The organism is Catellatospora sp. NPDC049111 (genome assembly GCF_040648615.1).
Taxonomy (GTDB): domain Bacteria; phylum Actinomycetota; class Actinomycetes; order Mycobacteriales; family Micromonosporaceae; genus Catellatospora; species Catellatospora aurea.
Map to the genome: position 1 here is coordinate 23332 of NZ_JBEZEB010000046.1, position 24122 is coordinate 47453.

Consider the following 24122-nt stretch of genomic DNA (forward strand, 5'->3'; position numbering starts at 1 on the left):
GCGCGTGCGCCGGCGGGCGCGGCGAGCGGGGGTGGGGTCAGCGGGTGAGGGCGGTGGTGACCTCGGTGCGGGAGGTGACGCCGAGTTTGCGCAGGATGCTGGAGACGTGCACGGCCGCGGTCTTCGGGGAGATGTAGAGCCTGCGGGCCAGCTCGGCGTTGGTGAGGCCGTCGGCGACCAGCAGGGCCACCTCGCGTTCGCGGGTGGTCAGCGCGGCCACGCCGGTGACGGTCTGGCGGCCGTCGGCGGGGGCCAGGCCGAGCTGGGCGCGCAGCTGGCCGAGCTGCTCCACCCGCCAGCCGGTCCAGCGGCGCAGCAGCTCGCCGGCGCGTTCGACGCAGCCGGCCGCTTCGGCGTCGCGGCCGAGCGCGAGCAGGCAGCGGGCCGCGCCCAGGTGGGCGGTGCCGCGTACGGCCAGGGCCAGCAGCGGTGACTCGGCGACGGAGCGGTAGCCGTCCAGGGCCGCCGAGTCCTGCCCGCACACCTCGGCGAGCTGCGCCTCGACCAGCGCCCGCCAGTGGTCCCAGACCTGCCCGTCGAGCAGCTCGTCGGCGAGCTGGCGCAGGCGGGGCAGCGGCAGCCCGGCGTGCAGGGCCGCCGACAGCAGGTCGTGGGCCTGTTCGCCGCTGCGCCACGCCTGCCGGCGCAGGTCGTCGAGGACCCGGTCGAGCAGCGCGTCGGCGGCGTCGAGGTCGCCGCGGCGGCAGGCCAGGTGGAACCCGAGGCTGTCGAGCACCATCGGGTCGACCTTCTCGATGACGGACAGGTCGCTGATCAGGCGCTGAACCCGGTCGAGGTTGCCCGATTCCAGGCACAGCCCGGCGAGGAACACGGCGTGGAAGTCGGCGCGGCGGCCCGAGTGCAGATAGCCGCGGTCGCGGGAGCGACCCTCGTCGAGCGCGCCGATCGCGGCCTGCAGGTCGCCTTCGCGCATGGCGAGGCGGGCCAGGCCCTGGAAGTACGCGGCGACGGCGAGCGACTCGAAACCGGCGCGCTCGGCGTCGCCGCGCATCCGTTCCAGCAGTTCGGCCTGCTGGGTCAGCGAGGACGTCTGCGGCATGTTGACCAGCCGGTTCAGTGCCCGCGCCGCGAGCACCCACTCGCCGAGCTTCTCGGCCTCGTCGACGAGCCCGGACAGGATGGTCCGGCCCTCCTCGGACCGATTCGGGTCTCCAGTGAGCACAGTGCCCTTCTCGACCAGCGCGGCCAGCCGGATCTGCGGCAGGTCGAACTCGTCGGCCAGCGCCAGGGCCCGGTCCGCGAAGTCGAGGGCCGCGTCGTCGTGGTCGCGCAGCATCGCCGACTGCGCCACCGCGGTCATCGCGCGGGCCTTGTCCGCGCCGGGCGGCAGCTGGGCGATGAGCCGTTCGATGTCGGCGGTGACCCGCTCCATCCACGGCTCGTCGTCGGCCTCCCAGGCGAGCCGGATGAGCAGGTAGAGCGCGTCCGCGCGGTCGGTGGGGCCGGTGGACAGGTCGCGCCAGCGCTGGGCGTATCCGGCGGCGTCGTCGAGCAGTCCGGCCAGCCACGCCGCGCGGGCCGCGGCCGACAGCAGCGTAAGGTCCTCGGGGTCCTCGGCCATGCCCATCTCGGCCAGCTGCAGCGCCTGGTACGCCGACCCGATGGCCAGGTACAGCACCGCGCCGCGGCGGGCGGCGGACACCATGTCGGCGTACCGGCCGGCGGCCTGGGCGTGGTGGGCGACGAGCGCCGGGTCGGCGTCGCCCCCGTCGAGCAGCGCTTCCAGGGCGCTCTCGTGCAGGCGGCGGCGCTGGCGGCCGAGCATCTGCCCGGTGATCGCCTCACGCACCAGCGCGTGCCGGAAACTGAACTCGTCCTCGCCGGCCTCGACCAGCACCCCGCGCACGACCAGGTCGCGCAGGATGCCGATCAGCTCGTCCTCACCGGCCCCGGTGACGGTGGCGAGCAGGTCGAACGGGGCCCGCCGGCCGAGCACCGCGGCGGCCTCGACCACGCGCTGGGCGTCGGCGTCGAGGCTGGCCACCTGGCGGCGCAGCACCTCGGCGAGGCTCCACGGCAGCGGCTGCTCGACCAGGGAGTCCAGGTCTTCGGGCCGGCAGGAGCCGAGCAGTTCCTCCAGGAAGAACGGGTTGCCGCCGGTGCGGTGGTAGAGCGCGGCGGCAGTGCGGTACGACACCGGGCGGCCGGTGACCGTGGCCAGCAGCGCGGCGGTCTCGGCTTCGGTCAGCCGCTCCAGGCGCAGGTGCGCCACGGCGTGGCGGCGCTCCATCCGCTCCAGCAGCGAGGCGAGCGGGTGCCTGCTGCTGACCTCGTCCGGCCGGTACGTGCCGATGAGCAGGCGCGGGCCGTCGGTGTCGGCCAGGCGCTCGAACAGCGCGGCGCTCTCGGAGTCGGCCCAGTGCAGATCCTCGAACACGATCACCGAGGGGTCGTCGCCGACCAGGTCGGCGACCAGTGACAGGCCGCTGTGCAGCCGCTCGACGGGGCTGCGGCGCGGGTCGGTCAGCGCGGCCAGCCGCTCGGCGTCGACCTGCGCGCCGTCGGCGCCGTCGATCGCGTCGAGCAGCAGCTCGTAGGGGCGGGCCAGGGAGTCGGGTTCGGCCTGGCCGACCAGCACCACGGCCTGCTCGGGAAGGGTCGGCAGCAGTTCGCGGACCAGCCGCGTCTTGCCGATGCCGGGCTCGCCGCCGACGAAGACGACGGCCGGACGGCGTGCCGCCACCAGTTGCGTCAACTGCCGCAGCTCGCGGTCACGCCCGACCATCGTCGAGCTCACCCCACCTCGCTGACTTCCCACGGCCGACACCTTACCGGCGTGGCCGGACACGCCCGGGGCCCTTTTCGGGGGTCCTGGCCTGTGTGCTCGCTCTCAAACGCCGCGGTTGCGGCCTGCCGCCGAATCGCGGCCCGTCCCCCTGCTCGGGCTGCGGGGGAGGAGGACGTCCACGAGTCTGGTGCGATGCCGCACGGCGGTCGTGGTGGGACAAATCCATTCGGGAGCATGGATACCGGCACGTGGTGTGCCCGTTGTCGGTAGCGAATTCCGGTGTCGTTATCGGACGGCGTCACCCAGGGTGACCGGATGGTGGGTGACCTGAGTCACCAAAACCCTTCCCTGTCGAGGTTGGCACGGTTAGCCTTACCTAACTTTAGGTTGCCCTTCCTTAAGCGAGAACGGACTTCCCCCATGCGCATCTGGCGCCCGATCGTTGCCGCCGCGGCGCTGAGCCTGACGCTCGCCGCCTGCGCCTCGACCGATACCCCCGCGACGACGCCGACGTCGGCCGGCCCGTGGCAGTTCACCAACGGCAACGGCGAACTGGTCAAGGCCGACAAGACGCCGAGCCGGATCATCGCGCACGCCGGTGAGGCCGCCGCGCTGATGTCCTTCGGCATCAAGCCGGTCGGCATCTACGCCGACGAGTCGGTCAAGACCGACCCGAACCTCAAGGGCCTCGACCTCACCGGTATCGAGATCCTCGGCGAGGAGTGGGGCAAGATCGACGTCGAGAAGGCCGCCGCGCTGCGCCCCGACCTGATCGTCGCCGACTGGTGGCCCGCCGAGAAGGCCCACAGCGGCCTCGAGGAGGGCGTCGACGAGAAGAGCAAGAAGCTCAAGGAGCTGGCCCCGATCGTCGGCGTCGCGCAGGGCAAGTCGATCGCCGACCTCGCCGAGGGCTACGAGGACCTCGCGCAGAGCCTCGGCGCCAAGGTGGACGCCCCGGAGATCGCCGCCGCCAAGAAGAAGTACGAGGACGCCGTCACCGCGTTCAAGGCGGCCGTCGCGGCCAAGCCCAACCTCACCGCGCTGGCGATGTCCCCGGCCGACGACAAGGTCTACGTCGCCAACCCCGAGTACGCGCCGGAGCTGCTGGACTTCCAGAAGTGGGGCCTGAAGGTCGTCAACCCCGACAAGCCCGACCCCGGCTTCCCGTACTGGGAGAACCTGAGCTGGGAGAACGCCGACAAGTACCAGCCCGACCTGATCCTGTGGGACGGCCGCTCCTACACCGACACCGCCAACGCCGAGTGGGGCAAGAAGCAGCCGACCTGGTTCGCCATCAAGGCCGCCAAGGCGAACGCGGTCGTCTCCTGGCCCGCGTACTGGCTGCACACCTTCGGCCACTTCGCCACCGAGCTGGACAAGCTCACCACGGCGATCAAGGCCGCCGACGAGAACATCGGCAGCTGACCCTCCGCACATGAGCACCTCGACAGTACGTGCTCGGCGAGCCCTGGCCCTCGGGCCCGGGCTCGCCCTGCTCGGCGTGATCCTCGCCCTGGTCGCCTTCCTCAGCATCACCCTCGGCTCCCGCGACATCGGCCTGACCGACGTGCTGCGCGCGCTGGCCGGGCTCGACGGCAGCTCCATCGAGCACACCGTCACCGTCGAGATGCGGGTGCCGCGCACGCTGCTCGGCGTCGGAGTCGGCGCGGCCCTCGGCGTCGCCGGGACGGTCCTGCAGGGCGTCACCCGCAATCCGCTGGCCGACACCGGCATCATGGGCGTCAACTCCGGCGCCGCCGCGTTCGTCGTGCTGGCGATCACCGTGCTCGGCGTACGCGGCGTGAACCTCTACATCTGGTTCGCGTTCGCCGGGGCGATCCTGGCGGTCCTGCTGGTCTACGCCATCGCGTCGCTCGGTCGGGAGGGCGCGACCCCGGTCAAGCTCGCCCTGGCCGGAGCCGCCGTCACCGCGGGCATGGGCTCGCTCACCACGGGCATCGTCATGACCAATGTGGACGCCCTCAACGAGCTGCGGTTCTGGCAGGTCGGCTCGCTCGCCGGCCGATACGCCCCGATCCTGTCCGGGGTCGCCCCGTTCCTGGTCGTCGGGCTGATCGCATCGCTGGCCTGCGGCAGGGCGCTCAACGGCCTCGCCCTCGGCGAGGACACCGCCCGCGGCCTCGGCCAGCGCGTCGGGCTCACCCGCGCCGCCGCGTTCGCCGTCGTCGCCGTGCTCGCCGGAGCCGCGACCGCCGCCTGCGGCCCCATCGTGTTCGTCGGGCTGATCGTGCCGCACCTGGCCCGGTTCATCTGCGGCCCCGACTACCGCTGGATCCTGCCGTACTCGATGCTGCTCGCCCCGATCGTGCTGCTGCTCGCCGACGTCGTCGGCCGGGTCGTCGCCGCGCCCGGGGAGCTGCAGGTCGGCGTCGTGCTAGGGGTCCTGGGCGCGCCGGTGTTCGTCGGCATCGTCCGCTACGGCAGGTTGTCGGAGGCCTGAGATGACAGCAACCGCCACCCGGACCAGCGCCGCCACCGCGGCCGCCCTGCGGGCCACCCGCCGCCACCGGGCCGTCCGCGCGTTCGCCGCGACCACCGGCCTCACCGCCGCCGTGGCCGCCCTGTTCGTGCTCACCATGATGGTCGGCAGCTTCCGCCTCACCGCCGGTGAGGTCGTCACGTCGGTGCTGCACCTGGCCGACGTGCCCAGCGTCGACTTCGTGGTACGCGGCCTGCGCCTGCCGACCGCCCTGTCGGCGCTGACCGTCGGCCTCGCCCTCGGCGCGTCCGGCACCGTGTTCCAGCAGCTGCTGCGCAACCCGCTCGCCTCGCCCGACTTCGTCGGCATCACCTCCGGGGCGAGCCTGGCCGCGGTCAGCGGCATCGTCCTGTTCCAGGTCGGCGGGCTCGCCGTCTGCCTGCTGGCGCTCGGCGGCGCGGTCACCGCGGCCCTGGTCATGTACCTGCTCGCCTGGCGCGACGGGGTCAGCGGCTACCGGTTCATCCTCATCGGCATCGGCGTCGCCGTGTTCTTCGAGGGCCTCACCGGCTACATGCTGATCAAGGCGGAGCTGTTCGAGGCCCGCCAGGCCATGCACTGGCTGACCGGCTCGGTCGGCCAGGCCGGCGACGACGAGCTGAAACTGCTCGGCGGCGCGCTGGTCGTGCTGCTGCCCCTGGCCGTGGTCCTGTCGCGCAAGCTGCGTGTGCTCGAACTCGGCGACGAAACCGCCCGCGCGCTGGGCTCCCGCGTCGAGCTGACCCGGGCCGCGCTGCTGGCCACCGCGGTGCTGCTCGTCGCGCTCGCCGTCGCCGTGGCCGGCCCGATCGTGTTCGTCGCCCTGGTCGCCGGGCCGATCGCCAACCGGCTGCTCGGCCCCGCCACCGGCGGCATCGTCGCGGCCGCGCTCGTCGGCGCGGTGCTGCTGCTGTCCGCCGACCTCGTCGCCGTGCACCTGCTGCCCACCGCGCTGCCGACCGGGGTGGTCACCGGCGCGGTCGGCGCACCGTACCTGCTGTGGCTGCTGGCCACGACCAACCGGAAGGGAGCAGGCGGATGAGCCGACTGCGCGCCGAAGGCCTCACCCTCGGCTACGACGCCGAGCCGATCGTCCGCGACCTCGACGTCACCGTCCTCGACGGCAAGGTGACCGCGATCGTCGGCGCGAACGCCTGCGGCAAGTCCACGCTGCTGCGCGGCCTGGCCCGGCTGCTGCGCCCCCGCTCGGGCAACGTCCTGCTCGACGGCAAGGCCATGGCCGGCCTCAGCACCCTCGACGTCGCCAAGGTGCTCGGGCTGCTGCCGCAGTCCCCGGTCGCCCCGGACGGCATCACCGTCGCCGACCTGGTCGGCCGGGGCCGGTACCCGCACCAGGGCTGGTTCCGCACCTGGACCGACCGCGACCACGACGCCGTCGCCCGCGCGCTCGACGCGACCGACACCGCCGACCTGGTCAACCGGCCGCTGCGGGCGCTGTCCGGCGGGCAGCGGCAGCGGGTGTGGATCGCGATGGCCCTGGCCCAGGACACCGACCTGCTGTTGCTCGACGAGCCGACCACCTACCTGGACATCAACCACCAGGTGGAGTTGCTGCGGCTGCTGCGCACCCTGAACGCGCGGGCCGGCAAAACGATCGTCGCCGTGCTGCACGACATCAACCTCGCCAGCCGGTACTGCGACCACATCATCGCGATGGCCGGCGGCGCCATCGTCGCCGAAGGCACCCCGGCCGAGGTCATCACCGCCGAGCTGATCCAGAAGGTCTTCGGCCTGGCCTGCGTGATCGTCGCCGACCCGGTGGCGGGCACACCGATCATCGTCCCGGCGGACTAGGGCGGCCGCGTCCTGCCACCCGGCTGGGTGGTCAAGACGCGGTCCGTCAGCCGCAGTCCTTGGTCAGCACCCGGTCCGGAGTGCGCAGGGTGCGGCCGTCGGTGGTGGACAGCTCGACCGACCAGGTGAACGGGCCGGTCGACGCGGCCGTCACCGCGAAGTACGCGCTCAGCCGGTCCGCGGACACCGTCATCGCCTGCCGCCGCGTGAAGCCGCGCAGCTCGCGGTGCAGCGTCGCACCGGACAGCGGGCTGTCGGTGTAGACGCGATACACCGCGTGCAGGCCACCGGAGGCGGTGCAGGTCACCTCGGTGACGGCGGTCCGGGCGAATGGCGGCCGCGGCGACGGGCTGCGCGGTGGCGCGCTGCGCCGCGGTGACGGCCGGGCGGTGCGGGAAGGCGGCGCGGCAGTCGGCGACCCGGACCCGGCAGCTGGCGACCCTGGCCCGCCCGTCGGGTCCACTGCCGACGGCGCGGCCAGGCCCGGCTCGCCAGGTTCCCATGCCAGCGGCTCCGGGCTGGTGGTGACCTGCGCGACCGGCAGCCCGGCCGCGCCTATCCCGGCCGCGCCGCCGCATGTCGCCAGCAGCAGCACCGCGGCGACGGCCAGGGCAGGACGGCCTCGGAGCAGCGCGCGGGGACGCGGTTCGGGGAACCCGGTCTCGCGGTTCCAGCGCGGTTCGCCACCTGCCTGGCGTGGTTCCATGGTGTGCTGGGCGGTCGAGGGCCGGGCCCGGTCGGGTGCGGCGGGGAAGGCCAGAGCCGCGAAGACGGTCAGCAGCGTACGCGGGTCCATCTGCCGTCCCCGGACGGCGGCGCACAGGGCGCACTGCTCGATGTGCCGGTGCAGCCGCTTGCGCAGCAGCGGGGTCAGCGTGCCGTCCCAGCCGCCGAGCAGCTCGGCGAGGTCCTGGCAGGCCGACGGCGTACGCGCGACCAGCAGCGCGCCGAGGGCGTCGGCCAGCCCCGCGCGCGCCCGCGACAGCCGCGCGTTGGCGTGCTTGACCGACACGCCCAGCGCGGCCGCGATCTCGGCGCTGGACAAGCTGTGCCGGATCGCCAGCTCGATGACCTCCCGGTCGGCGGCCGACAGCCCGCCCCCGGCCGCCCGGACGAGTCGCCCGACGTAGTCGGTGTGCACCCGGGCGGCCGGGTCGGCGAACCCGGCGCTGAGGTGGTCGAACGTGTCGACCGGCGCGACCCGGGCCCGGTGGCGCACCTGGCGCAGCGCGACGTTGCGGGTGATGGCGTACAGCCACGGCCGCAGCGCCGCCGGGTCGCGCAGGCCGGAGGCGTTGCGGCCGGCGAGCAGGAACGCGTCGTGCACCGCGTCGGCGGCGGCGTCGGGATCGCCGACGATGGTGGCTGCGTAGGCGACCAGGCGGTCGGCGTAGCGCCGGTAGGCCGCGTCCAGCGCCGCCGGGTCGCCGTCGGCCAGCGCGACGGCGAGGGTCGAATCATCCACATCAACCACCGTAGATAGATGTTCGGGGATCGGGCAGGTCGGCGGCGGGTTGCCGACAGCCGCCGGTGACGGCGGGCCGCCCGCGCGGCCCGCCGTCACCGCCGGATCAGGACGCGCAGATCGCGTACACCCGCGTCGACCAGTTACCGGCGTACCCGTCGGCGTCCTCCATCGCGACGGCCACGGTCTGGTCCAGCGCCCCGGACGGGTAGAGCCCGCCATACAGCGCCTGGCCCGCAGGGGTGCTCATGGTCGCGCCGAGCCCGTGCGTGAACTTGCCCACCGGGCAGCTCGCCCCGACGACGTCGTCGGTCGAGTCGGGCCCGACGAGTGCCGACACCAGCTGCAGGCCGGGCAGCGGGTTGGCGCACACCCCGTAGCTGTACAGGCTCCAGTTCCCGGCGAAACCGCCCTGGGCCTCGTACGCGGTGGAGGTGGTGGAGGCCAGGCCGGCTGCCGGGATCGAGCTGTTGATGATCACTCGGCCGCCGCCGTTGAGCACCCGGGCGCCGGTGCTGAGCAGCTGCTTGCCCGCCGGACAGGTCGCGGTGGCGGACTTGCTCGCCGACGAGTCCGACAGCGTCAGGTAGCTGACGTACTCCAGCCCGGCCGGGGCCGTGCCGCAGATCGCGTACGCGTGCACCTGCCAGGCCGACCCGTACGCGCCGATCTCGGCGGCCGAGGCGGTGAAGTCGTCGGAGCTGCCCAGCGCCTGCAGCCGGGTGAAGCTCACCTGCCGGTTGCCGCCGGAGATGAACCCGCCGCCGCCCAGCACCCGGGTGCCGGTGGGGCAACTGGCCAGCGCCGACTTCTCCGCCGTCGAGTCGACCGCGGAGACCGCCGACACCAGCGACATGTTCGGCACGGCCGAGGCCGGAGCCGCGACCAGGACCGCGGCGGCGCTGACCGCGAGCGCCGCCAGGGCGATCCGGAGTTTCATGGTGTTCCCCTTCCGAAAGGTGGGTCTGTCGGGAGTAGGAGCACCGGGCGGCGGCAGGGACAACACTTTCCGCGCCACTGTTTTCGCGGCCGGGGTGACGTGCCGCACGATCGATCGCGGCCGGGTTTCCGGCGGACCGGCGCGGGTAGGGTGGATCATGCCTTCGGACAGGTCACGATGGGCGGCCGGGCTCGCCGTCGCCGCCGCGGTCGCCGGCACCGCCGCCGTGATGTACGCGCTCGGCGTGCTGCCCGAGCCGTGGACCCGCGGGTACATCAGCGAAGGCGGCGTCGCCTCCAGCCCCCGGGACGGGGTCTACCGGGCCGGCATCCTGGCCCTGGCCGCTTCGCTGGCCCTACTGGGGCTGGCGGTGCGGCGGCTGGTGCCGTTCGTGTACGCGATGCTGGTCACCGCGAGCGTGTTCGGCGCGGGTTCGGCGGCCGTGTCGTGCACGCCGGGCTGCCCGCTGCCGCCTTACGAGCCGTCGACGCCCGCGGACCTGGTGCACGCCGGGGCGAGCGTGGTCGCCGTCGGGCTGGCGGTGCTGGCGATGGCCGTCGTGGCGCTGATCTCGCTGCAGCCGGTGCTGCGCGCCGTCGCGCGGGCGTTCGCCGCGGTGACGCTGCCCCTGGCGCTGCTGCTGGTGGTCGGCCTGCTGGCGATCGGCCGGGGCCTGTTCACCAGCGTGCTGGAGCGGGTCGCGCTGGTGCCGCTGGTGGTCTGGGTCGTCGTCACCGGGGTGCTGCTGTGCCGGCCGGTGCCGCGGCAGGTCACGGCAGGTGCGGAGTCTGCCGCCCGGGTCGTCGGCGCTCGGAGCCGGTCCGCGGCCGGATAACCGACAGAATCGGGCTCGGCTCCCCACTCGCGGTAGATCGCCGGTCTGCTGCACTATGTCGATCGTGGACATTCTTGGACCCGTGCTCGGATTCCTTGGCGGCGCGCTGGCCGTCGGGCTCGGCTTCCTGCAGTGGCGGCGCACCGAGCGCAACCGGCGCACCCGGGAGCTGAGCCAGCGCAGCGCGGGCGCCATCGAGGAACTGCAGACCCGGCTGCGCCAGCTGCAGATCCTGTCCCGGGGCGGGGCCATCTCCGCCGAGGCGCTGGCCGAGCAGGCCCGGCACCTCAACATCTTCCTGATCGAGAAGCGCAGCGTGCTGGACGCCGAGATCGAGACGGCCGCCCGCGACTACCTCGCGGCGCTGAGCGACATCCACCGCGAGATCTCCGACGCGGGCACCGCCGCCGAGGAGGACTGGGCGAACACGATGGCCCGCCCGCGCAGCGAGAGCGAGGCGCTGCGCAACGCGGTCGAGCGTATGGAGGCGGCCGAGACCGCCCTGACCGGCCGCCTGCACCGGGCCTGGGAGAACATGCCCGCCACCTGACCGGGAACCCGGTCGGACGCGTCAGCCCAGGTGAACGGCCGCCGGTTCGGCGAGCGAGCCCTCGAACCGGGCCGCGCGCACCACCGGGACGGCGATCGCCGCCGCTGCCGCCATCCCGGCGAGGATCACGACGGCCATCGCCGGCGCGTCCGCACCCAGCACGCCGACCATCGGCGCGGCCACCGCCCCGACGCCGAACTGCACCGCGCCCAGCAGCGCCGCCGCGGTCCCGGCCGCTTCGCCGTGGCGCGACATGGCCAACGCGGGCGCGTTGGGCAGCGCCAGGCCGCAGGCGGCCAGGACCGTCCACAGGGCGCAGAGCAGCGCGGGCAGGCCGCCGAAGCCGGTCACGGCCAGCACGAGCAGCACCGCCGCCGCGACCGCGCCGCCCGCCAGCGCACCGACCAGGATGCCCTGCGGGGTGTACCGGCGCAGCAGGCGCACGTTGAGCTGGGTCGCGCCGATCAGCCCCGCCGCCCCGGAGCCGAAGACGATCGCGAACTGCTGCTCGTCCAGGCCGTACTGCTGCTGGAACACGAACGACGAACCCGCGACGTACGCGAACAGCCCGGCCATCGCCAGGCCCGCCACCAGCACCAGCCCGACGAACGTCCGATCCCGCAGCAGCGTGCCGTACATCCGCAGGGTGCCCGCCGCGCCGCCGGTGCGCCGCCGCTCGACGGGCAGGGTCTCGCGCAGGCCGAACATCGCCACCAGGGTCAGCGCGACCCCGAACCCGGCCAGCGCCACGAACACGCCCCGCCACTGCGTCCAGCGCAGCACCGCCCCGCCCAGCGTCGGCGCGAGCACCGGGGCCGCGCCCATGACGAGCATCAGGCGGGAGAACAGCCGGGCGAACGCCGCCCCGCTGAACAGGTCCCGGACGACGGCCATGGCGACGACCGAGGACGCCGCGACGCCGAGGCCCTGCAGGACGCGCAGCGCGCCCAGCGTCACGACGTCGGGCGCGGCGACGCACAGGGCGGAGGCGAGCACGTGCAGCAGCAGCCCGAGGATCAGCGGCCGGCGGCGGCCGTAGGCGTCGGACAGCGGACCGATGACCAGCTGGCCCAGGCCGAGTCCGGCCAGGGTGCCGGTGAGGGTGAGCTGCACCGCGGTGGACGTCGTGCCGAAGTCGTCGGTGATCACGGGCAGGGCCGGCAGGTACATGTCGATGGTCAGCGGGCCGATCGCGATCAGCGAGCCGAGGACGAGCACCAGCCGCAGCCGCTGCCCGCCGCTCATCAGTTCACCGGGCGGAGCAGAAGCTGCGGCGGGAGTCGAGGTCACGCTGACATCAACTGGATACCGGCGGGTAGATTCCCCGCTCCCGAGGTGTCGCAGGTCACCGCTCGGAAGGTCACATGGGCGGTGGCGGCACCGGGGGGATGGGCGACGGGGCCGGTGGGGGCGGGGCCGGCGGGGGAGCCGGTGTGGGCGGCGGCGGCATAGGTACGGGCGGCTGCACAGGATCGCGTGGGTCGGTCATCTTCTGCCTCCTGCTGTCGATGGTTCAGCCGTACCCCGGAGGTGGCCGCCGCCAAACCGCGCGGGCGGGCCGCCTGGCGGAGGTTCGGTCGCTCGCGGGCGGTATGGGAAGTCCTCGCACTGGGTAGGAGGTCGGCACAGGAGACAGGAAGAGGGGTGGGGGCGATGTCGCTGCGTCCCGAGGAGCAGGCATGTCTCGACGGGCTGGCCGAGCGGACCCGGGCCGGCGACCCGGTGTTCGTGCTGGGCCTGAGCACGGGTGTGGTGTGCCCGCCGGTGGAGTACCGCAGGCGCAGCGCGGCGCGCCTAGGGTTCGCGCTGGCCGCCGCCGCCGTGCTGTTGGCGATCTTCCTACTGCTGGTGGGCTGGATCGGTGGCGGCTTGATCGCCCTGTTCGCCGCCGCGGGAGCGGGCACCGCCGCCCGACGATGCGCGCTGCAGCCGGGCGTTCCCCGCGCCGGCCAGCCGGGAGTCCGTGACATCCCGGCGTGAACATCGGCAGGACCGCATGTCGTCACGATCCACCGGACCATGATCACGTTCGACGTCCGGGGGCGGTCGATAGCATCTGCCGCATGACCCTCACGCTCGATCACCTTGCCGGGTATGTGGATCGGGACCTCGACGCCGATCTCGCGCGCTGGTTTCCGGACGCGCCGACAGTGCGCATCCCCGCCGAGGTCCGCGCCGTCGAGCCGTTCCTTGCCAAGCTCCCACCCTCGGCCGCGGCCGCGCTGTCCGCATTCGACCGGCGGGTCCGTTCGGGGGCCATGCCGCAGTTCCTCGACATCTACGACTGGTCGTACGGCTTCGACTTCGCCGCCAACGAGTGCGAGATCCTGGACTCCGACTACACCACCGTGCTGTCCGGCGACGACGTGTGGTCGATCGGCGCCGACGGCGGCGGCAACTACTACGTCGTGCTGACCAGCGGCAAGGTCGCCGTGTGGTTCCACGAGGAGCAGGTGATCGAGGCGGACACCCAGTTCGACAACCTCGACGTGTTCCTGTGGTCGGTGGTGCGGCACGGTGCCGTCCGTGCGGGCGTTCTGAACCGGTCCGATGTGGAGGGCGACTTCCGGTCGCTGAACCAGCCCGGCGCGCTCGAACCCGAGGTCGGCCTGCTCGCCGGCCTCTGACAGCCGCGCACGCGGATTCGGAGCGCGGCGGGCCGGGGCGCGGCACACGTCCCGGCCCGACGGGCCTCGGCGGTCAGCTCACGGCCTTGCGCAGCAGCGCGCCGATGCGCGCCTCGTCGGCGGCGGTCAGCTCCGTCAGGGCGTACGCGGTCGGCCACATCGTGCCGTCGTCGAGGTTCGCGACGTCGTTGAAGCCGAGCGTGGCGTACCGCGATTTGAACTTCGCCGCGTTCTGGAAGAAGCAGAGCACCTTGCCGTCTAGGGTGTAGGCGGGCATGCCGTACCAGAGCCGCGGGGCCAGCTCCGGCGCGTTGGCCTTGACCAGGGCGTGGATGCGCTCGGCCAGGACACGGTCGGCTTCGGGCATTTCGGCGATCTTCGCGAGGACACCTGGCTCCTCGTCGGCCTTGGCGCCGCGGCGCGTGGCGGACTTCAGCTCCGCGGCGCGGTCCTTCATCGCGCCGCGCTCCTCGTCGGTGAAGCCGTCGTACTTCTCGGCCGTCTTCGTGCTTTTGGCGGAGGTCTTGGTGGTCTTCATGTCGATTCTCCTTCAATCCAGGGGGAGGCGCTGTCTGTGCCGGGACCTTCCGGGCGGTGTTCCCGGGCGGGTCGTTCGTGCTTCAGCATCGCCCGTGGGCTGCCCCGTGGGCATCCGTGGCGACCACGGAACGCGGCACGGAACGCGGGTCCGGGCACCCGCATGGAGGTGGAGGATTCGCCGGTCCGCTGGTATTCACGGCCTGGGCAGCTCGTGCGGACGCACGGCGACGGCTGGAGGTGGGTATGGGTGCGAGCGCAGACCCCGGCCGACCTGGAGCAGATCCACGCGGCGTTGCCCACCACCTGCTGGAGCCGGTGACCGGCGCTACGCGATCGGCGCACCCGCCAGGAACCGGGAGACCGGACGGACGAGCTCGTCCTGGGCGGTGACGGCGGCGTCGTGGGCTGCTCCCGCGACGATGAGCGCCTGGCCGTGGGGGATCGCCTCGGCGAGCGTCCGGCAGTTTTCGGCGAAGTGCTCCGGGCTGCGGGCACCGGCGGTGAGCAGGACCTCGGCGGTGATTCCGGCGTAGTCGCCGGGCGGCCCGTCGTGTTCGCGGATGCGGCGGATCTCGGGGAGCACGGCGGGCAGCAGGTCGGCCGCGGCCCGCCTGCTCGGCGTGCGCAGGAGCAGCCGGTTGACCCGCAGCGCGAAACCGAACGGCAGCCTGGCGGCGAGCCCGTCGGGGTGGGTCCCCTGTGCCAGCACGGTCAGCGCTCGGGCCTGGTCACCGGAGCGCACGGCTTGTTCCAGCGGCCCGAGGAAGTCCCACTCCGGGTGGCCGGACACCGACAGGCTCGGGTCGTAGACCGCGATGCGGTACAGCGGCAGGACCAGCCCTGCTCGCAGGGCGAGGAAGCCGCCGCTGCCGTGGCCGAGGACGCTGCGGGCACCGGTGTGCCGGAGCACCGCTGAAAGGTCGGCGAGATCGGTTCCGAGGGTCTCGGAGCCGTCCAGCGAGGCCGCGCCGGGCAGGCCGCGCCGGTCGTAGAGGTGCACGGTGAACCGGTGTTCCAGCGCCTCCGCCAGCCCGTGGTAATGCTGCTGCGGTACGCCGCCGGCGTGCAGGATCACCACGTCCGGCCCGGTGCCCGTCGTGTGCACCGTGATCGGCGCGCCGTCCGCGGACGTGATCCCGTCGACCCGCATCGAGCCCTCCTTCAGCGGTGGACGCCTTGAAGCCGTGCTCTCCACCGGTCGACATTAGATCACCAGGGTCCGTTCGCGTGGGCTGAGCACCTGGGCCGCACGCTCAGGTGGCGACGTCCTGCAGCGCCGCGGCGAGTGCCTTGAGGTCGAGCCCGGTCAGGTGGTCGAGGAAATGCCGGCGTACCGAGGCCAGGTTGGTGGGCCAGGCTTCGGTCAGGCGGGCGTGACCGGCGTCGGTGAGCACGGCGTTCCAGCCACGGGCGTCCTCTTCGCTCCTGACCCGCTGGACGAAGCCCTCGCCTTCCAGCCGGCCCACGATACGGCTCATGCCGCTGAGGGACATCTCGCTGGTGGCCGCGAGTTCGGTCATCCGCAGTCGACGGTCGGGTGCTTCGGACAGGTTCTTCAGGACGAGGAACTCGGTGAAGGGGAGCCGCTGCTCGCGGACCATGTCGGCGTCGATGGCGCGGGGCAGCGCGTACATGAGGCGGCTGAGGGACCGGACGAGGGCGTCCTCGGCCGGGCTGAGCGGCTGCGGCTCGTCGGTGGCCGGCGACGGGCGTGCTGTGACGGCAGACATATCCCCAGCTTACTTGCTTGACGAAGGAAATAGTGGCGCTATGTTTGCTTGACGAAGCAAGGACATCGCTCGGATGTTCTGACAAGTACGAAGGAACGGACAGATGGCCAGAATCGGGATCATCATCGGCAGCACCCGGCCGGGACGCAACGGGGCGGCCGTGGGGCAGTGGGTGTACGACGTCGCCCGGCAGCGCGTCGACGCCGAGTTCGAACTCGTCGACCTGGTCGACTACAAGCTGCCGCACCTGGACGAGGCGTACCCGCCCTCGATGGGGCAGTACACCCAGCCGCACACCCAGGCGTGGGCGAGCAGGATCGCGTCGTTCGACGGGTTCGTCATGGTGACGCCGGAGTACAACCACTCGACGTCGGGCGCGCTGAAGAACGCGATCGACTTCCTGTACGGCGAGTGGAACAACAAGGCCGTCGGCTTCGTCAGCTACGGCTCGGTGGGCGGCACCCGGGCCGTGGAGCACCTGCGCCTGATCGCCGGTGAGCTGCAGTTGGCCGACGTGCGTTCGCAGGTGGCGCTGTCGCTGTTCACCGACTTCGAGAACTTCAGCGTGTTCAGGCCCGGCCCGCACCAGCGGGACACGCTCAACACGACCCTCGACCAGGTGGTGGCGTGGAGCAGGGCCCTCGCGCCGCTGCGCGCCAAGTGACCTCGCACCGCTGACAGGCAGGAGGAGTCTCATGGGAACGCTCGACGGCAAGGTCGTACTGGTCACCGGCAGCGGCCGGGGTCTGGGGCGCGCCTCGGCGCTGGTCTTCGCGCGGGAAGGCGCGAGCCTCGTCGGCCTGGACATCATGACCGACGCCAACGACGAGACGGTAGACCTCGTCCGTCGTGGCGGCGGGGAGATGACCGGCATCGCACCGGTCGATCTCACCGATCCGGAACAGGTACGGCGAGCCGTCGACGACGCCGCGGCCGCGTACGGCGGGCTCGACGTGGTCTACAACAACGCCGCCGTGGTCCGCTTCGGCCCGATGCCGGAGTTCACGGTCGAGGACTGGCGTGCGACCATCACCGGCGAACTCGACATCCCCTTCTTCGTGTCGAAGCACGCGTGGCCGCATCTGGTCCGCCGCGGTGGTGGCGTCATCCTCAACGTCGCGTCCATGGCCGGCATGGTCGCCGGCGCGGTCCCGCCGATGGTCGCGCACAGTGCTGCCAACGCGGGCGTCATCGCCATGACGCGGCAGCTCGCGCTGGAGGGCGCGCGCCACGGCATCCGTGCCGTGGCGATCAGTCCGGGGCCGACCCTGACCCCGCTCAGCGACCGCGATCTCGGCGACGATCAGGCCGCCCGGGACGCGATAACCAGCAAGACTCTGCTCAAGCGATTCGCGCGGCCGGAGGAGGTCGTGGAACTGGCGGCGTTCCTCGCCTCCGATCGGGCGTCCTACATCACCGGCGCCAACTATCCGGTCGACGGAGGCTCGACCGCCTGGTGACACGCAGGGCTGCCGCCCCTCGACAGCCTGTTTCGAGGGGCGGCAGCCCTGGCAGGATCGTGGCTTGGTCAGCGGCGCAGCGGGCGAAGGCCGACGTGCAGCTCTTCGGTGAACGACTGCGGCTGTTCCCAGGCGGCGAAGTGCCCGCCCTTGTCGAGCTTGTTGTAGTGCAGGAGCTTCGGATAGGCCCGTTCGACCCAGCTGCGCGGCGCCGAGTAGATCTCATCCGGGTAGGCGCTCACGGCCACGGGCACGCCGACGCCCTTCGGGGCGAAGAACGCCAGCTTGTTCTCCCAGTACAGGCGCGACGCGGAGATCGCGGTGTTGGTCAGCCAGTAGAGCGTGATGTTGTCCAGCACGTCGTCGCGGGTCAGGCCCTCCTTCTTGCCCTGGAAGACGCGTGCGATCAGTTCGGTGCTGCGGGCGTCGTGGTCGAGGATCCAGGCGGCCAGCCCGACCGGCGAGTCCGCGATGCCGTACAGCGTCTGCGGGCGGTTGCCCATCTCCTGCGCGTAGGCCAGGCCTTTGGCGTAGAAGAAGGTGAGCTGGTCGAAGGCGTGCCGCTCCTCCTCGGACAGGCCGGAGGGCGGTTCGGCCCCGGCCAGGGCCGCCTTGTCGATCTCGGGCGGCACCGCGCCGGCCATGTTGGTGTGGATGCCGAGCAGCTCAGGGGCTGCCTGCACGCCCATCATGTCGACGATGAGCGCGCCCCAGTCTCCGCCCTGCGCGACGAACTCGTCGTATCCGAGCCGCTTCATCAGCTCGACCCAGGCCCGTCCGATGTGGTCGGGGCCCCAGCCGGTGGTCTTCGGCGTGCCCGAGAACCCGTAGCCGGGCATCGACGGAATCACCAGGTGGAAGGCGTCCTCCGCCTTGCCCCCGTGTGCGGTGGGGTTGGTCAGCGGCTCGATGATCTTCAACTGCTCGACGATCGATCCCGGCCACCCGTGCGTGATGATCAGCGGCAGGGCGTTCTCGTGCTGGGAGCGGACGTGGATGAAGTGGATGTCCAGCCCGTCGATCTCGGTGATGAAGTTCGGGTAGGAGTTCAGGCGCGCCTCGCACTTGCGCCAGTCGTACTTCGTCGCCCAGTGCTTCGCGAGCGCCTGCATCGTCGCGAGCTGCACGCCCTGCGTCAGGTCGTCGACGGTCTCCTTTTCGGGCCAGCGCATGGCCTCGATGCGGGATCGCAGGTCGTCGAGCTGCGACTGCGGCACCTCGACGGTGAACGGGCGGATCGCTGTCTTCTTGCTCTTGGCAGGCACGCGTGCCCCCTTTGCCGTGGCGGACTCTGTACGCGAATGAAATCAGCTGGTCGAGTTCATCCGATTTAGGAGCTTTTTCACTTAGCTGCCTTATGGTATTACGGTTCGCCACGCCGTGACGGCACTACGGCACGTCCAGCCGAATTCGAGGCGGCTTGCAACCTTCGCTCAGCAAACCTCCGTTACAAGGCATGTCACGCCAAGCGCTGATCGAGGAGCGGCTGCCAGCAGGGCCGCGGATGGACGGGGGCGGCACGAATGTGCGGAATCTTGGCTTATTTCAGCTCGGACGGGAGCGCCGGCGCGCGGGTCGATCTGATCGCGGAATCGCTGCAGCGGCTGCACCACCGCGGCCCGGACGACACCGGGGTGGTGCTGATCGACGACGATGCGGTGTTCGGCCACAAACGACTGGCCGTCATCGACCTGACCGGGTCGCACGAACCGCTGTACTACCGCGACGACCGCTATGTGCTCACGTTCAACGGCGAGATCTACAACTACCTGGAGCTGCGCGAGGAACTGCGGCGCGACTGCGGGGCCGAGTTCAGCACCGACGGCGACGCCGAGGTCATCCTGGCCGGATACCACTACTGGGGCGAGACGGTACTGGACCGCCTGCGCGGCATGTTCGCCTTCGTGATCTGGGACCGGCATGCCAGGCAGGCGTTCGGCGCACGAGACCAGTTCGGCATCAAACCGATGTACGTGCTGGAGGACCGCGACGGGCTCCACCTGGCCAGCGAGAAGAAGGCGCTGCTGCCGTTCCTGGCGGGCGGGCTCGCCGGACCGCAGGGCATCGACCCGGCCAGTCTCAAGTACTTCATGACGTACCAGTACGTGCCGGAGCCCCGCACGCTCGACGTCGGCGTCGAGCGGCTATCCGCCGCGGAGTGCTTCACCTGGACCCCGGCCCAGGGGATGCGGCGGCGCCGGTACCTGCGAACGCGGTTCGCCCCGGCGGCCGAACCCGCTCCGCAGCGGCTCTACGAGCGGATCGCCGAAGCGCTGCGCGACAGTGTCCGGATGCACCTGCGCTCGGACGTCCCGGTCGGCGCGTTCCTGTCCAGTGGCATCGACTCCACCGCGATCGTGGCGCTGGCCCGCGAGGTCCACCCGGACCTGAGCACCTTCACCGTCGGCTTCGACACCGCCGGGTTTTCCGAGACCGAGGTCGCCCGCGAGTCCGCCGAGATCCTCGGGGTGCGGAGCACGCCGACCATCGTCACCGCCGAGGAGGTGATGGCGGCGTTGCCGCGGATAGTCTGGCACCTCGACGATCCCGTCGCCGATCCGTCCCTGGTCCCGCTCTACTTCCTCGCCCGTACGGCGGCCCGGCACGTCACCGTGGTGCTGTCGGGGGAGGGCGCGGACGAACTGTTCGGCGGCTACGCCATCTACCGCGAACCCCTGTCGCTGCGACCGCTGACCAGCCTGCCCGATCCGGTGCGGCGCGGACTGCGGGCGGTGTCCCGGGCCGTTCCCGAAGGGGTCAAGGGGCGCGGTTTCCTGGAGCGGGGCACGAAACCGCTGCGCGAGCGCTTCAACGGAAACGCCCGCATCTTCACCGACGCCGGAGAACTCGCCCGACTGCTGCCCGGTGACGACGGCGCGGCCAGGTTCACCGACATCACCGCGCCACTGTACGAGCAGGCGGCCGCGGCCGGACTGGACGACTCGACGGCGATGCAGTTCATCGACCTGCACACCTGGCTGCCGGGCGACATCCTGACCAAGGCCGACCGCATGTCCATGGCCCACTCGCTGGAGCTGCGGGTGCCGTTCCTGGACCGTGAGGTGTTCGAGGTGGCCCGCCGGATCCCGCTGGAACTCAAACTGCCCCGGCACAGCCCGGCCGTCACCAAACACGCGCTGCGGCAGGCGCTGCGCCGGATCGTGCCGCCGGCCATCGTCGGCCGGCCGAAGATGGGCTTCCCCACGCCGACCCGCGTCTGGCTGGCCGGCCCGATGCACGACTGGGCCCGCCACGTCCTGCACACCTCCGGCGCCGGAGGCCTGATCAACCTGTCCTACGTGGACAAGCTGTTGAAGGCGCACCGGGCCGGCGAGGCCGACCACTCGCGCAAGATCTGGACCGTGCTGACGTTCTGCCTGTGGCATGCCGTGTTCGTCACGGGCACCCTGGATCCGCGCGTCGGAGATCAGCCGGCGCCCGGCGGCACGGGCCCGGTGGAGTCGCGGATGACGAGTTCCGGGGTCAGCTCGACGTGGAGCGCTTCGAGCTGATGGCGTTCCAGCAGGCGGGCCAGCAGGCTGACCGCCATCCGCCCCATCTCCTCCAGCGGCTGGCGGACCGTCGTCAGCCGCGGCGTCGTCGCCTGGGCGAGGTCGATGTCGTCGAAACCGGTGACCGACAGGTCCGCGGGCACCCGTAGGCCGCGCTCGGCGGCCGCGGCGAGCGCGCCGACGGCCGCCTTGTCGTTGAACCCGACCAGTGCCGTGGGCCGCCGCGGCAGGTCGAGCAGCTCGCCCGCGGCACGGTAGCCGAACTCGGTGGTCGGTTCTGCCGAGCGCACCAGGGCCGGGTCGGCCAGCGCCGAGGCGTGCCCGGGCAGGCGGGCGCTGCCGGCGACCCAGTTGTGCGGGCCGGCCGGCACGCCGATGTGGCGGTGGCCGAGCCGGGCGAGGTGTGCGGTCAGCGCGCGGGCACCGGCGAAGTGCGCCGCGGACACAGCGGGGATGTCGCGCGGGGTGGGGGTGCGCGGATCGGCGACCACGAACGGGAAGCCGCGGTCGCGCAGGGCTTCGAGCTGCGCGCTGGGCTCGGGCGGCAGGATGAGGATGGCTCCGCCGATGCCGGGCTGGTCGGGCAGCGTGGGCAGGACGTCTTCGTCCTGGGCGAGCTGCCCGGCGTCGAGGATGAGGTGCCGTCCGTGCACGAGCAGCGTCTCGGCGATCGAGGAGACGATCAGGGGGTCGGGCGCGGTCGCGGAGCACGCCTCCACGGCCGCGCCCGAGCCAGGTCTCCGGGGCGGCGGCACCTTGTCGCGGATCGTATGCTCTCCTTGAGCGTTCGCTCAAAACGGGAGGCGGGACGTCATGATCACTATCAAAGGTGCTGGTAGAGGTTCGGTCCGGCTCGTCGTCACCACTGGTGTCATGCTCGACGCGGCGCCGAATGAGGTGTGGCCGCTGCTGACCGACTCACGGATGGATCGCGCACCGCGTTGCCCGGTGTTCGTCGTCGGCACGCCCCGCCCCGTCGCCTGTACGCTGCCCGGCGGTGTCGGTGGTGTCGGTGCCCAGCGCGAGTGCCAGGCGGAGCAGGGAGTGGTCCGCCAGCGCATCACGCGCTGGGAGTCGGCCGAGACCTTGGAGTTCCGCATGGAGGAGACCGATCTGGCGTTCGCCAGGTGGGTGACCGGAATCGAGGAGCGGTTTCAGCTGGTGTGCCCGGCCGGCAACCGCACCCGGCTGACCAGGACCACTACCGTCGCCGTGCGCGGCGCGTTCCCGATCCTCACCGCCCTGGCGATGTCCGTCGGGCTGAAGGCGGTACACCGGTACGTCTTCACGTCATGGCGACGGCAGTGTCGGAGCGCAACGCACGGCCCACGGCGCATCCAGGCCGCCTGACCACGCCCCGCTCAACCGGCACCAAGATCAGTGTTCCGTCGGCGATCGCCGCCTCCTGCTTCGCCGTCTCGCGCCGCCACCGATGGGTCAGCCGTTCGATCATGCCGCCAGCGTAGGCGGCGCGGTCTGGCAACGGTGTCCCGCGGCGTGCTGGGCAGGCCTGGACGTGCCCTACGCGAACTGGAACGGGTACGCGGGCCCCGGCGGGTCTTCGCCCACCAGGCCGTCGACGGCCTCCCGGATGAGGTCGGCGTGGCCGGTGTGCCGGGCGTACTCCTCGATCATGTCGACGAGCAGCCGGCGCAGCGTGAGCACGCTTCCGTCCGGCGCCGTGTACACGGTATCCACGCCGGTCGTCAGCAGCACCTCGGTCACCGCCCGCCGAGACCGCGCGACAGCCTGCTCCCACAGTTCGTGCAGGTGCGCGCCGTCGTCGTCGGCGGCCGACCACCACTCCCAGCCGGGCTCGGCGTCGCGTTCCAGGTCGGGCCATGGCGCGGGCAGCTCGGCGCCGGTCAGGTCGCCGGTGAAGTTGACGTCCTCCAGGTAGGCGAGGTGCTTGAGCAGCCCGCCCAGCGTCATCGCCGATACGCCGGCGCGCATGCGCAGGCCCGCGTCGTCCAGACCGGAGCACTTCCAGGCGAACGTGGCGCGCTGCCGTTCCAGGGAACCGAGCAGCGTCTCCGCCTCGCCGCCGATGGCCGGTGGTTCCGGGTAGCCGGGCGCGTCGACATACGTCATGGCCGACCCTTACCCACCGGGGCGGCCGCCAATCACGCACCTTGCTCATGCCATGCCGGGCAGCCCAGGGTTGCGGCGCAGTCCGGGGTGGACGCCACGCGGATTGCCGGAGTGTTCGGCCAGGCGCTGCAGCAACGTGAGCAGTTGCCGCCGTTCGTCGCCGTCGAGGCCGGTCAGCAGGTCCTCCTCCTCGGCGTCGGCGATGGCTCGGGCCTGCGGTAGCAGGGTGCGGGCAGCGTCGGTCAGGTAGATCGCGTGCGCCCGCCGGTCTGCCGGATGCGGCCTGCGCTCGGCGAGCCCGCGCTGCTCCAGGTCGTCGAGCAGCCCGACCATGACCTTGCGGTGGATGCCGAGCGCCTCGGCGAGCTGCTGCTGGGACCGGCCCTCACCCTGGGCCAGGTGCATGAGCAGGCCGAAGTGGCTGGGCTGGATGTCCAGCGCGGCCAGGCGTTCGGTGAACCGCATCGCGGTGTGGAAGCCCAGCTGCGACAGCAGGAAGTTGGTGCGCTCGTTGAGCGGTCGGTTCGAAGATGCGGGCACGAAAATATTGTACGGCTGGGATATTGTCCACTAGGGTAACAATTACTGAGACTCCCTATTCCAGGAAGGGGCAATCCGATGAAAATGACGGTCTTCGGAGCCACGGGCGGCATCGGCGGACACATCGTGCGCCAGGCACTGGACGCCGGACACGCGGTGACCGCCGTGGTCCGCGATGCGGCGCGCTTCGAGCTGCGGCACCCGGCCCTGGAGGTGGCGGCCGTACGCGGTCTGACCGACCCGGACCTGCTGCTGCCCGCGGTGAAGGGCAGCGACGCGGTCCTCTCGGGCGTCGGTTCCCGCGGCCGCAAAGCCGGCACCATAGCCTCCGACGCCACACGGGGGATCCTCGGTGCGATGGCGACGGCCGGGGTGCGCCGCTTCGTGGCGGTCAGCGCCGCCCCGGTCGGTCCGCCCGCCGAAGGGGAGGGCTTCTTCGGCCGACGGATTCTGCTGCCGGTCGTCAGCGCGGCCTTCAAGGAGGTGTACCGAGACCTGGCGGTGATGGAGGAACTGATCCGGCGCAGCGGCACCGAGTGGACGGTGTTCTGGCCGCCCAAGCTGGTCGACAAGCCGGTGACCGGCCACCACCGCACGGTCGTCGGCGGCAACGTCGCCCGGGGCCACGCGATCTCCCGCGCCGACGTGGCACACGCCATGCTGGCCGCGCTCGGCGACCCGGCGACGATCGGCCGCGCCGTGGGGGTCGCGTACTGACCAGATCGCGCTGTGCCGCTTAGGCCGTGTGGAGGATCTCGGCAGGCCTGTGGCAACCCTGCGTTAACGAGC

At 72.0% G+C, this 24122-nt stretch carries 24 protein-coding genes; 13 read left to right on the forward strand and 11 right to left on the reverse strand.

Translation table 11 applies throughout. The annotated features are described in order from the left end of the window. Positions 1–37: 37 nt before the first annotated feature. Positions 38–2779 carry an AAA family ATPase gene (locus tag AB0B66_RS36845; RefSeq protein WP_360538976.1) on the reverse strand — a complete coding sequence of 914 codons (2742 nt, stop codon included), beginning with the start codon at positions 2777–2779 and terminating at the stop codon, positions 38–40. 390 nt (positions 2780–3169) lie between these two features. Between AB0B66_RS36845 and AB0B66_RS36850 the strand changes: the two genes are divergently transcribed. The 4 genes from AB0B66_RS36850 to AB0B66_RS36865 are packed head-to-tail and all read left to right on the forward strand — an operon-like array spanning position 3170 to position 7043. Further along, a complete protein-coding gene (locus AB0B66_RS36850) occupies positions 3170–4174 on the forward strand; it encodes an ABC transporter substrate-binding protein (RefSeq protein ID WP_360538979.1) in 1005 nt (334 codons plus the stop codon). Positions 4175–4184: 10 nt separating this feature from the next. Further along, positions 4185–5210 carry an iron ABC transporter permease gene (locus AB0B66_RS36855; RefSeq protein ID WP_360538982.1) on the forward strand — a complete coding sequence of 342 codons (1026 nt, stop codon included), beginning with the start codon at positions 4185–4187 and terminating at the stop codon, positions 5208–5210. Between the two features lies 1 nt (position 5211). Further along, positions 5212–6270, forward strand: coding sequence for an iron chelate uptake ABC transporter family permease subunit (locus AB0B66_RS36860; protein ID WP_360538985.1), 1059 nt, complete (start codon positions 5212–5214; stop codon positions 6268–6270). Beyond that, positions 6267–7043 carry an ABC transporter ATP-binding protein gene (locus AB0B66_RS36865; RefSeq protein WP_360538988.1) on the forward strand — a complete coding sequence of 259 codons (777 nt, stop codon included), beginning with the start codon at positions 6267–6269 and terminating at the stop codon, positions 7041–7043. The genes AB0B66_RS36860 and AB0B66_RS36865 overlap by 4 nt, the downstream gene beginning before the upstream one ends. A 46-nt stretch (positions 7044–7089) precedes the next feature. Here the strand turns inward: AB0B66_RS36865 and AB0B66_RS36870 are convergent, their stop codons facing one another. Together AB0B66_RS36870 and AB0B66_RS36875 are read right to left on the reverse strand one after the other, a co-directional pair. After that, a complete protein-coding gene (locus tag AB0B66_RS36870) occupies positions 7090–8508 on the reverse strand; it encodes a sigma-70 family RNA polymerase sigma factor (RefSeq protein ID WP_360538991.1) in 1419 nt (472 codons plus the stop codon). A 106-nt stretch (positions 8509–8614) separates the two neighbouring features. After that, complete coding sequence (locus tag AB0B66_RS36875) at positions 8615–9448, reverse strand: hypothetical protein (RefSeq protein WP_360538994.1); 834 nt, start codon at positions 9446–9448, stop codon at positions 8615–8617. 157 nt (positions 9449–9605) lie between these two features. On the opposite strand from AB0B66_RS36875, the gene AB0B66_RS36880 reads away from it, so the two are divergent. Beyond that, positions 9606–10283, forward strand: a complete 678-nt coding sequence (locus AB0B66_RS36880; protein ID WP_360538996.1) for a DUF998 domain-containing protein — start codon at positions 9606–9608, stop codon at positions 10281–10283. Between the two features lie 64 nt (positions 10284–10347). After that, positions 10348–10833 carry a hypothetical protein gene (locus AB0B66_RS36885; protein ID WP_360538999.1) on the forward strand — a complete coding sequence of 162 codons (486 nt, stop codon included), beginning with the start codon at positions 10348–10350 and terminating at the stop codon, positions 10831–10833. A 21-nt stretch (positions 10834–10854) separates the two neighbouring features. On the opposite strand, the gene AB0B66_RS36890 is transcribed toward AB0B66_RS36885, so the two are convergent. Beyond that, positions 10855–12078: a multidrug effflux MFS transporter gene (locus tag AB0B66_RS36890; RefSeq protein WP_360539110.1), complete on the reverse strand. Its 1224-nt coding sequence runs from the start codon at positions 12076–12078 to the stop codon at positions 10855–10857. 408 nt (positions 12079–12486) lie between these two features. Here AB0B66_RS36890 and AB0B66_RS36895 point away from each other — a divergent pair, with 408 nt between their 5' ends. After that, on the forward strand, positions 12487–12813 hold the full coding sequence (locus AB0B66_RS36895) for a hypothetical protein (RefSeq protein WP_360539002.1): 327 nt from the start codon (positions 12487–12489) through the stop codon (positions 12811–12813). Between the two features lie 83 nt (positions 12814–12896). Then, on the forward strand, positions 12897–13460 hold the full coding sequence (locus AB0B66_RS36900; RefSeq protein WP_360539005.1) for a hypothetical protein: 564 nt from the start codon (positions 12897–12899) through the stop codon (positions 13458–13460). 73 nt (positions 13461–13533) lie between these two features. On the opposite strand, the gene AB0B66_RS36905 is transcribed toward AB0B66_RS36900, so the two are convergent. The 3 genes from AB0B66_RS36905 to AB0B66_RS36915 all read right to left on the reverse strand — a co-directional run bounded on the left by AB0B66_RS36905 (position 13534) and on the right by AB0B66_RS36915 (position 15730). Continuing rightward, complete coding sequence (locus tag AB0B66_RS36905) at positions 13534–13998, reverse strand: DUF1801 domain-containing protein (protein WP_360539008.1); 465 nt, start codon at positions 13996–13998, stop codon at positions 13534–13536. A 327-nt stretch (positions 13999–14325) separates the two neighbouring features. Beyond that, positions 14326–15150 carry an alpha/beta hydrolase gene (locus tag AB0B66_RS36910; RefSeq protein ID WP_360539011.1) on the reverse strand — a complete coding sequence of 275 codons (825 nt, stop codon included), beginning with the start codon at positions 15148–15150 and terminating at the stop codon, positions 14326–14328. A 103-nt stretch (positions 15151–15253) separates the two neighbouring features. Next, the gene (locus AB0B66_RS36915) at positions 15254–15730 is read right to left on the reverse strand and encodes a MarR family winged helix-turn-helix transcriptional regulator (protein ID WP_360539014.1); all 477 of its coding nucleotides are present in this window, start codon (positions 15728–15730) and stop codon (positions 15254–15256) included. A gap of 103 nt (positions 15731–15833) precedes the next feature. On the opposite strand from AB0B66_RS36915, the gene AB0B66_RS36920 reads away from it, so the two are divergent. Beyond that, complete coding sequence (locus AB0B66_RS36920; RefSeq protein ID WP_360539016.1) at positions 15834–16394, forward strand: NAD(P)H-dependent oxidoreductase; 561 nt, start codon at positions 15834–15836, stop codon at positions 16392–16394. Positions 16395–16425: 31 nt separating this feature from the next. Continuing rightward, the gene (locus tag AB0B66_RS36925; RefSeq protein WP_360539019.1) at positions 16426–17190 is read left to right on the forward strand and encodes an SDR family NAD(P)-dependent oxidoreductase; all 765 of its coding nucleotides are present in this window, start codon (positions 16426–16428) and stop codon (positions 17188–17190) included. Positions 17191–17258: 68 nt separating this feature from the next. Here AB0B66_RS36925 and AB0B66_RS36930 read toward each other — a convergent pair whose 3' ends face one another. Beyond that, positions 17259–18455: an epoxide hydrolase gene (locus tag AB0B66_RS36930; RefSeq protein WP_360539022.1), complete on the reverse strand. Its 1197-nt coding sequence runs from the start codon at positions 18453–18455 to the stop codon at positions 17259–17261. A 258-nt stretch (positions 18456–18713) separates the two neighbouring features. Here AB0B66_RS36930 and asnB point away from each other — a divergent pair, with 258 nt between their 5' ends. Then, positions 18714–20702: an asparagine synthase (glutamine-hydrolyzing) gene (gene asnB, locus AB0B66_RS36935; RefSeq protein WP_360539026.1), complete on the forward strand. Its 1989-nt coding sequence runs from the start codon at positions 18714–18716 to the stop codon at positions 20700–20702. Here the strand turns inward: asnB and AB0B66_RS36940 are convergent. Further along, positions 20618–21457, reverse strand: a complete 840-nt coding sequence (locus AB0B66_RS36940; RefSeq protein WP_360539029.1) for a substrate-binding domain-containing protein — start codon at positions 21455–21457, stop codon at positions 20618–20620. The two genes, asnB and AB0B66_RS36940, sit on opposite strands and share 85 nt — an antisense overlap. A 58-nt stretch (positions 21458–21515) precedes the next feature. On the opposite strand from AB0B66_RS36940, the gene AB0B66_RS36945 reads away from it, so the two are divergent. After that, positions 21516–22052 (forward strand): hypothetical protein, encoded by a 537-nt coding sequence (locus AB0B66_RS36945; RefSeq protein WP_360539032.1) that lies wholly within the window; start codon positions 21516–21518, stop codon positions 22050–22052. A 171-nt stretch (positions 22053–22223) separates the two neighbouring features. On the opposite strand, the gene AB0B66_RS36950 is transcribed toward AB0B66_RS36945, so the two are convergent. Together AB0B66_RS36950 and AB0B66_RS36955 are read right to left on the reverse strand one after the other, a co-directional pair. Further along, the gene (locus tag AB0B66_RS36950) at positions 22224–22793 is read right to left on the reverse strand and encodes a DUF664 domain-containing protein (RefSeq protein WP_360539035.1); all 570 of its coding nucleotides are present in this window, start codon (positions 22791–22793) and stop codon (positions 22224–22226) included. A 45-nt stretch (positions 22794–22838) separates the two neighbouring features. Next, positions 22839–23333: a MarR family transcriptional regulator gene (locus AB0B66_RS36955; protein WP_360539038.1), complete on the reverse strand. Its 495-nt coding sequence runs from the start codon at positions 23331–23333 to the stop codon at positions 22839–22841. 78 nt (positions 23334–23411) lie between these two features. On the opposite strand from AB0B66_RS36955, the gene AB0B66_RS36960 reads away from it, so the two are divergent. Then, a complete protein-coding gene (locus tag AB0B66_RS36960) occupies positions 23412–24050 on the forward strand; it encodes an NAD(P)H-binding protein (protein ID WP_360539041.1) in 639 nt (212 codons plus the stop codon). The last annotated feature ends 72 nt before the right edge of the window (positions 24051–24122 follow it).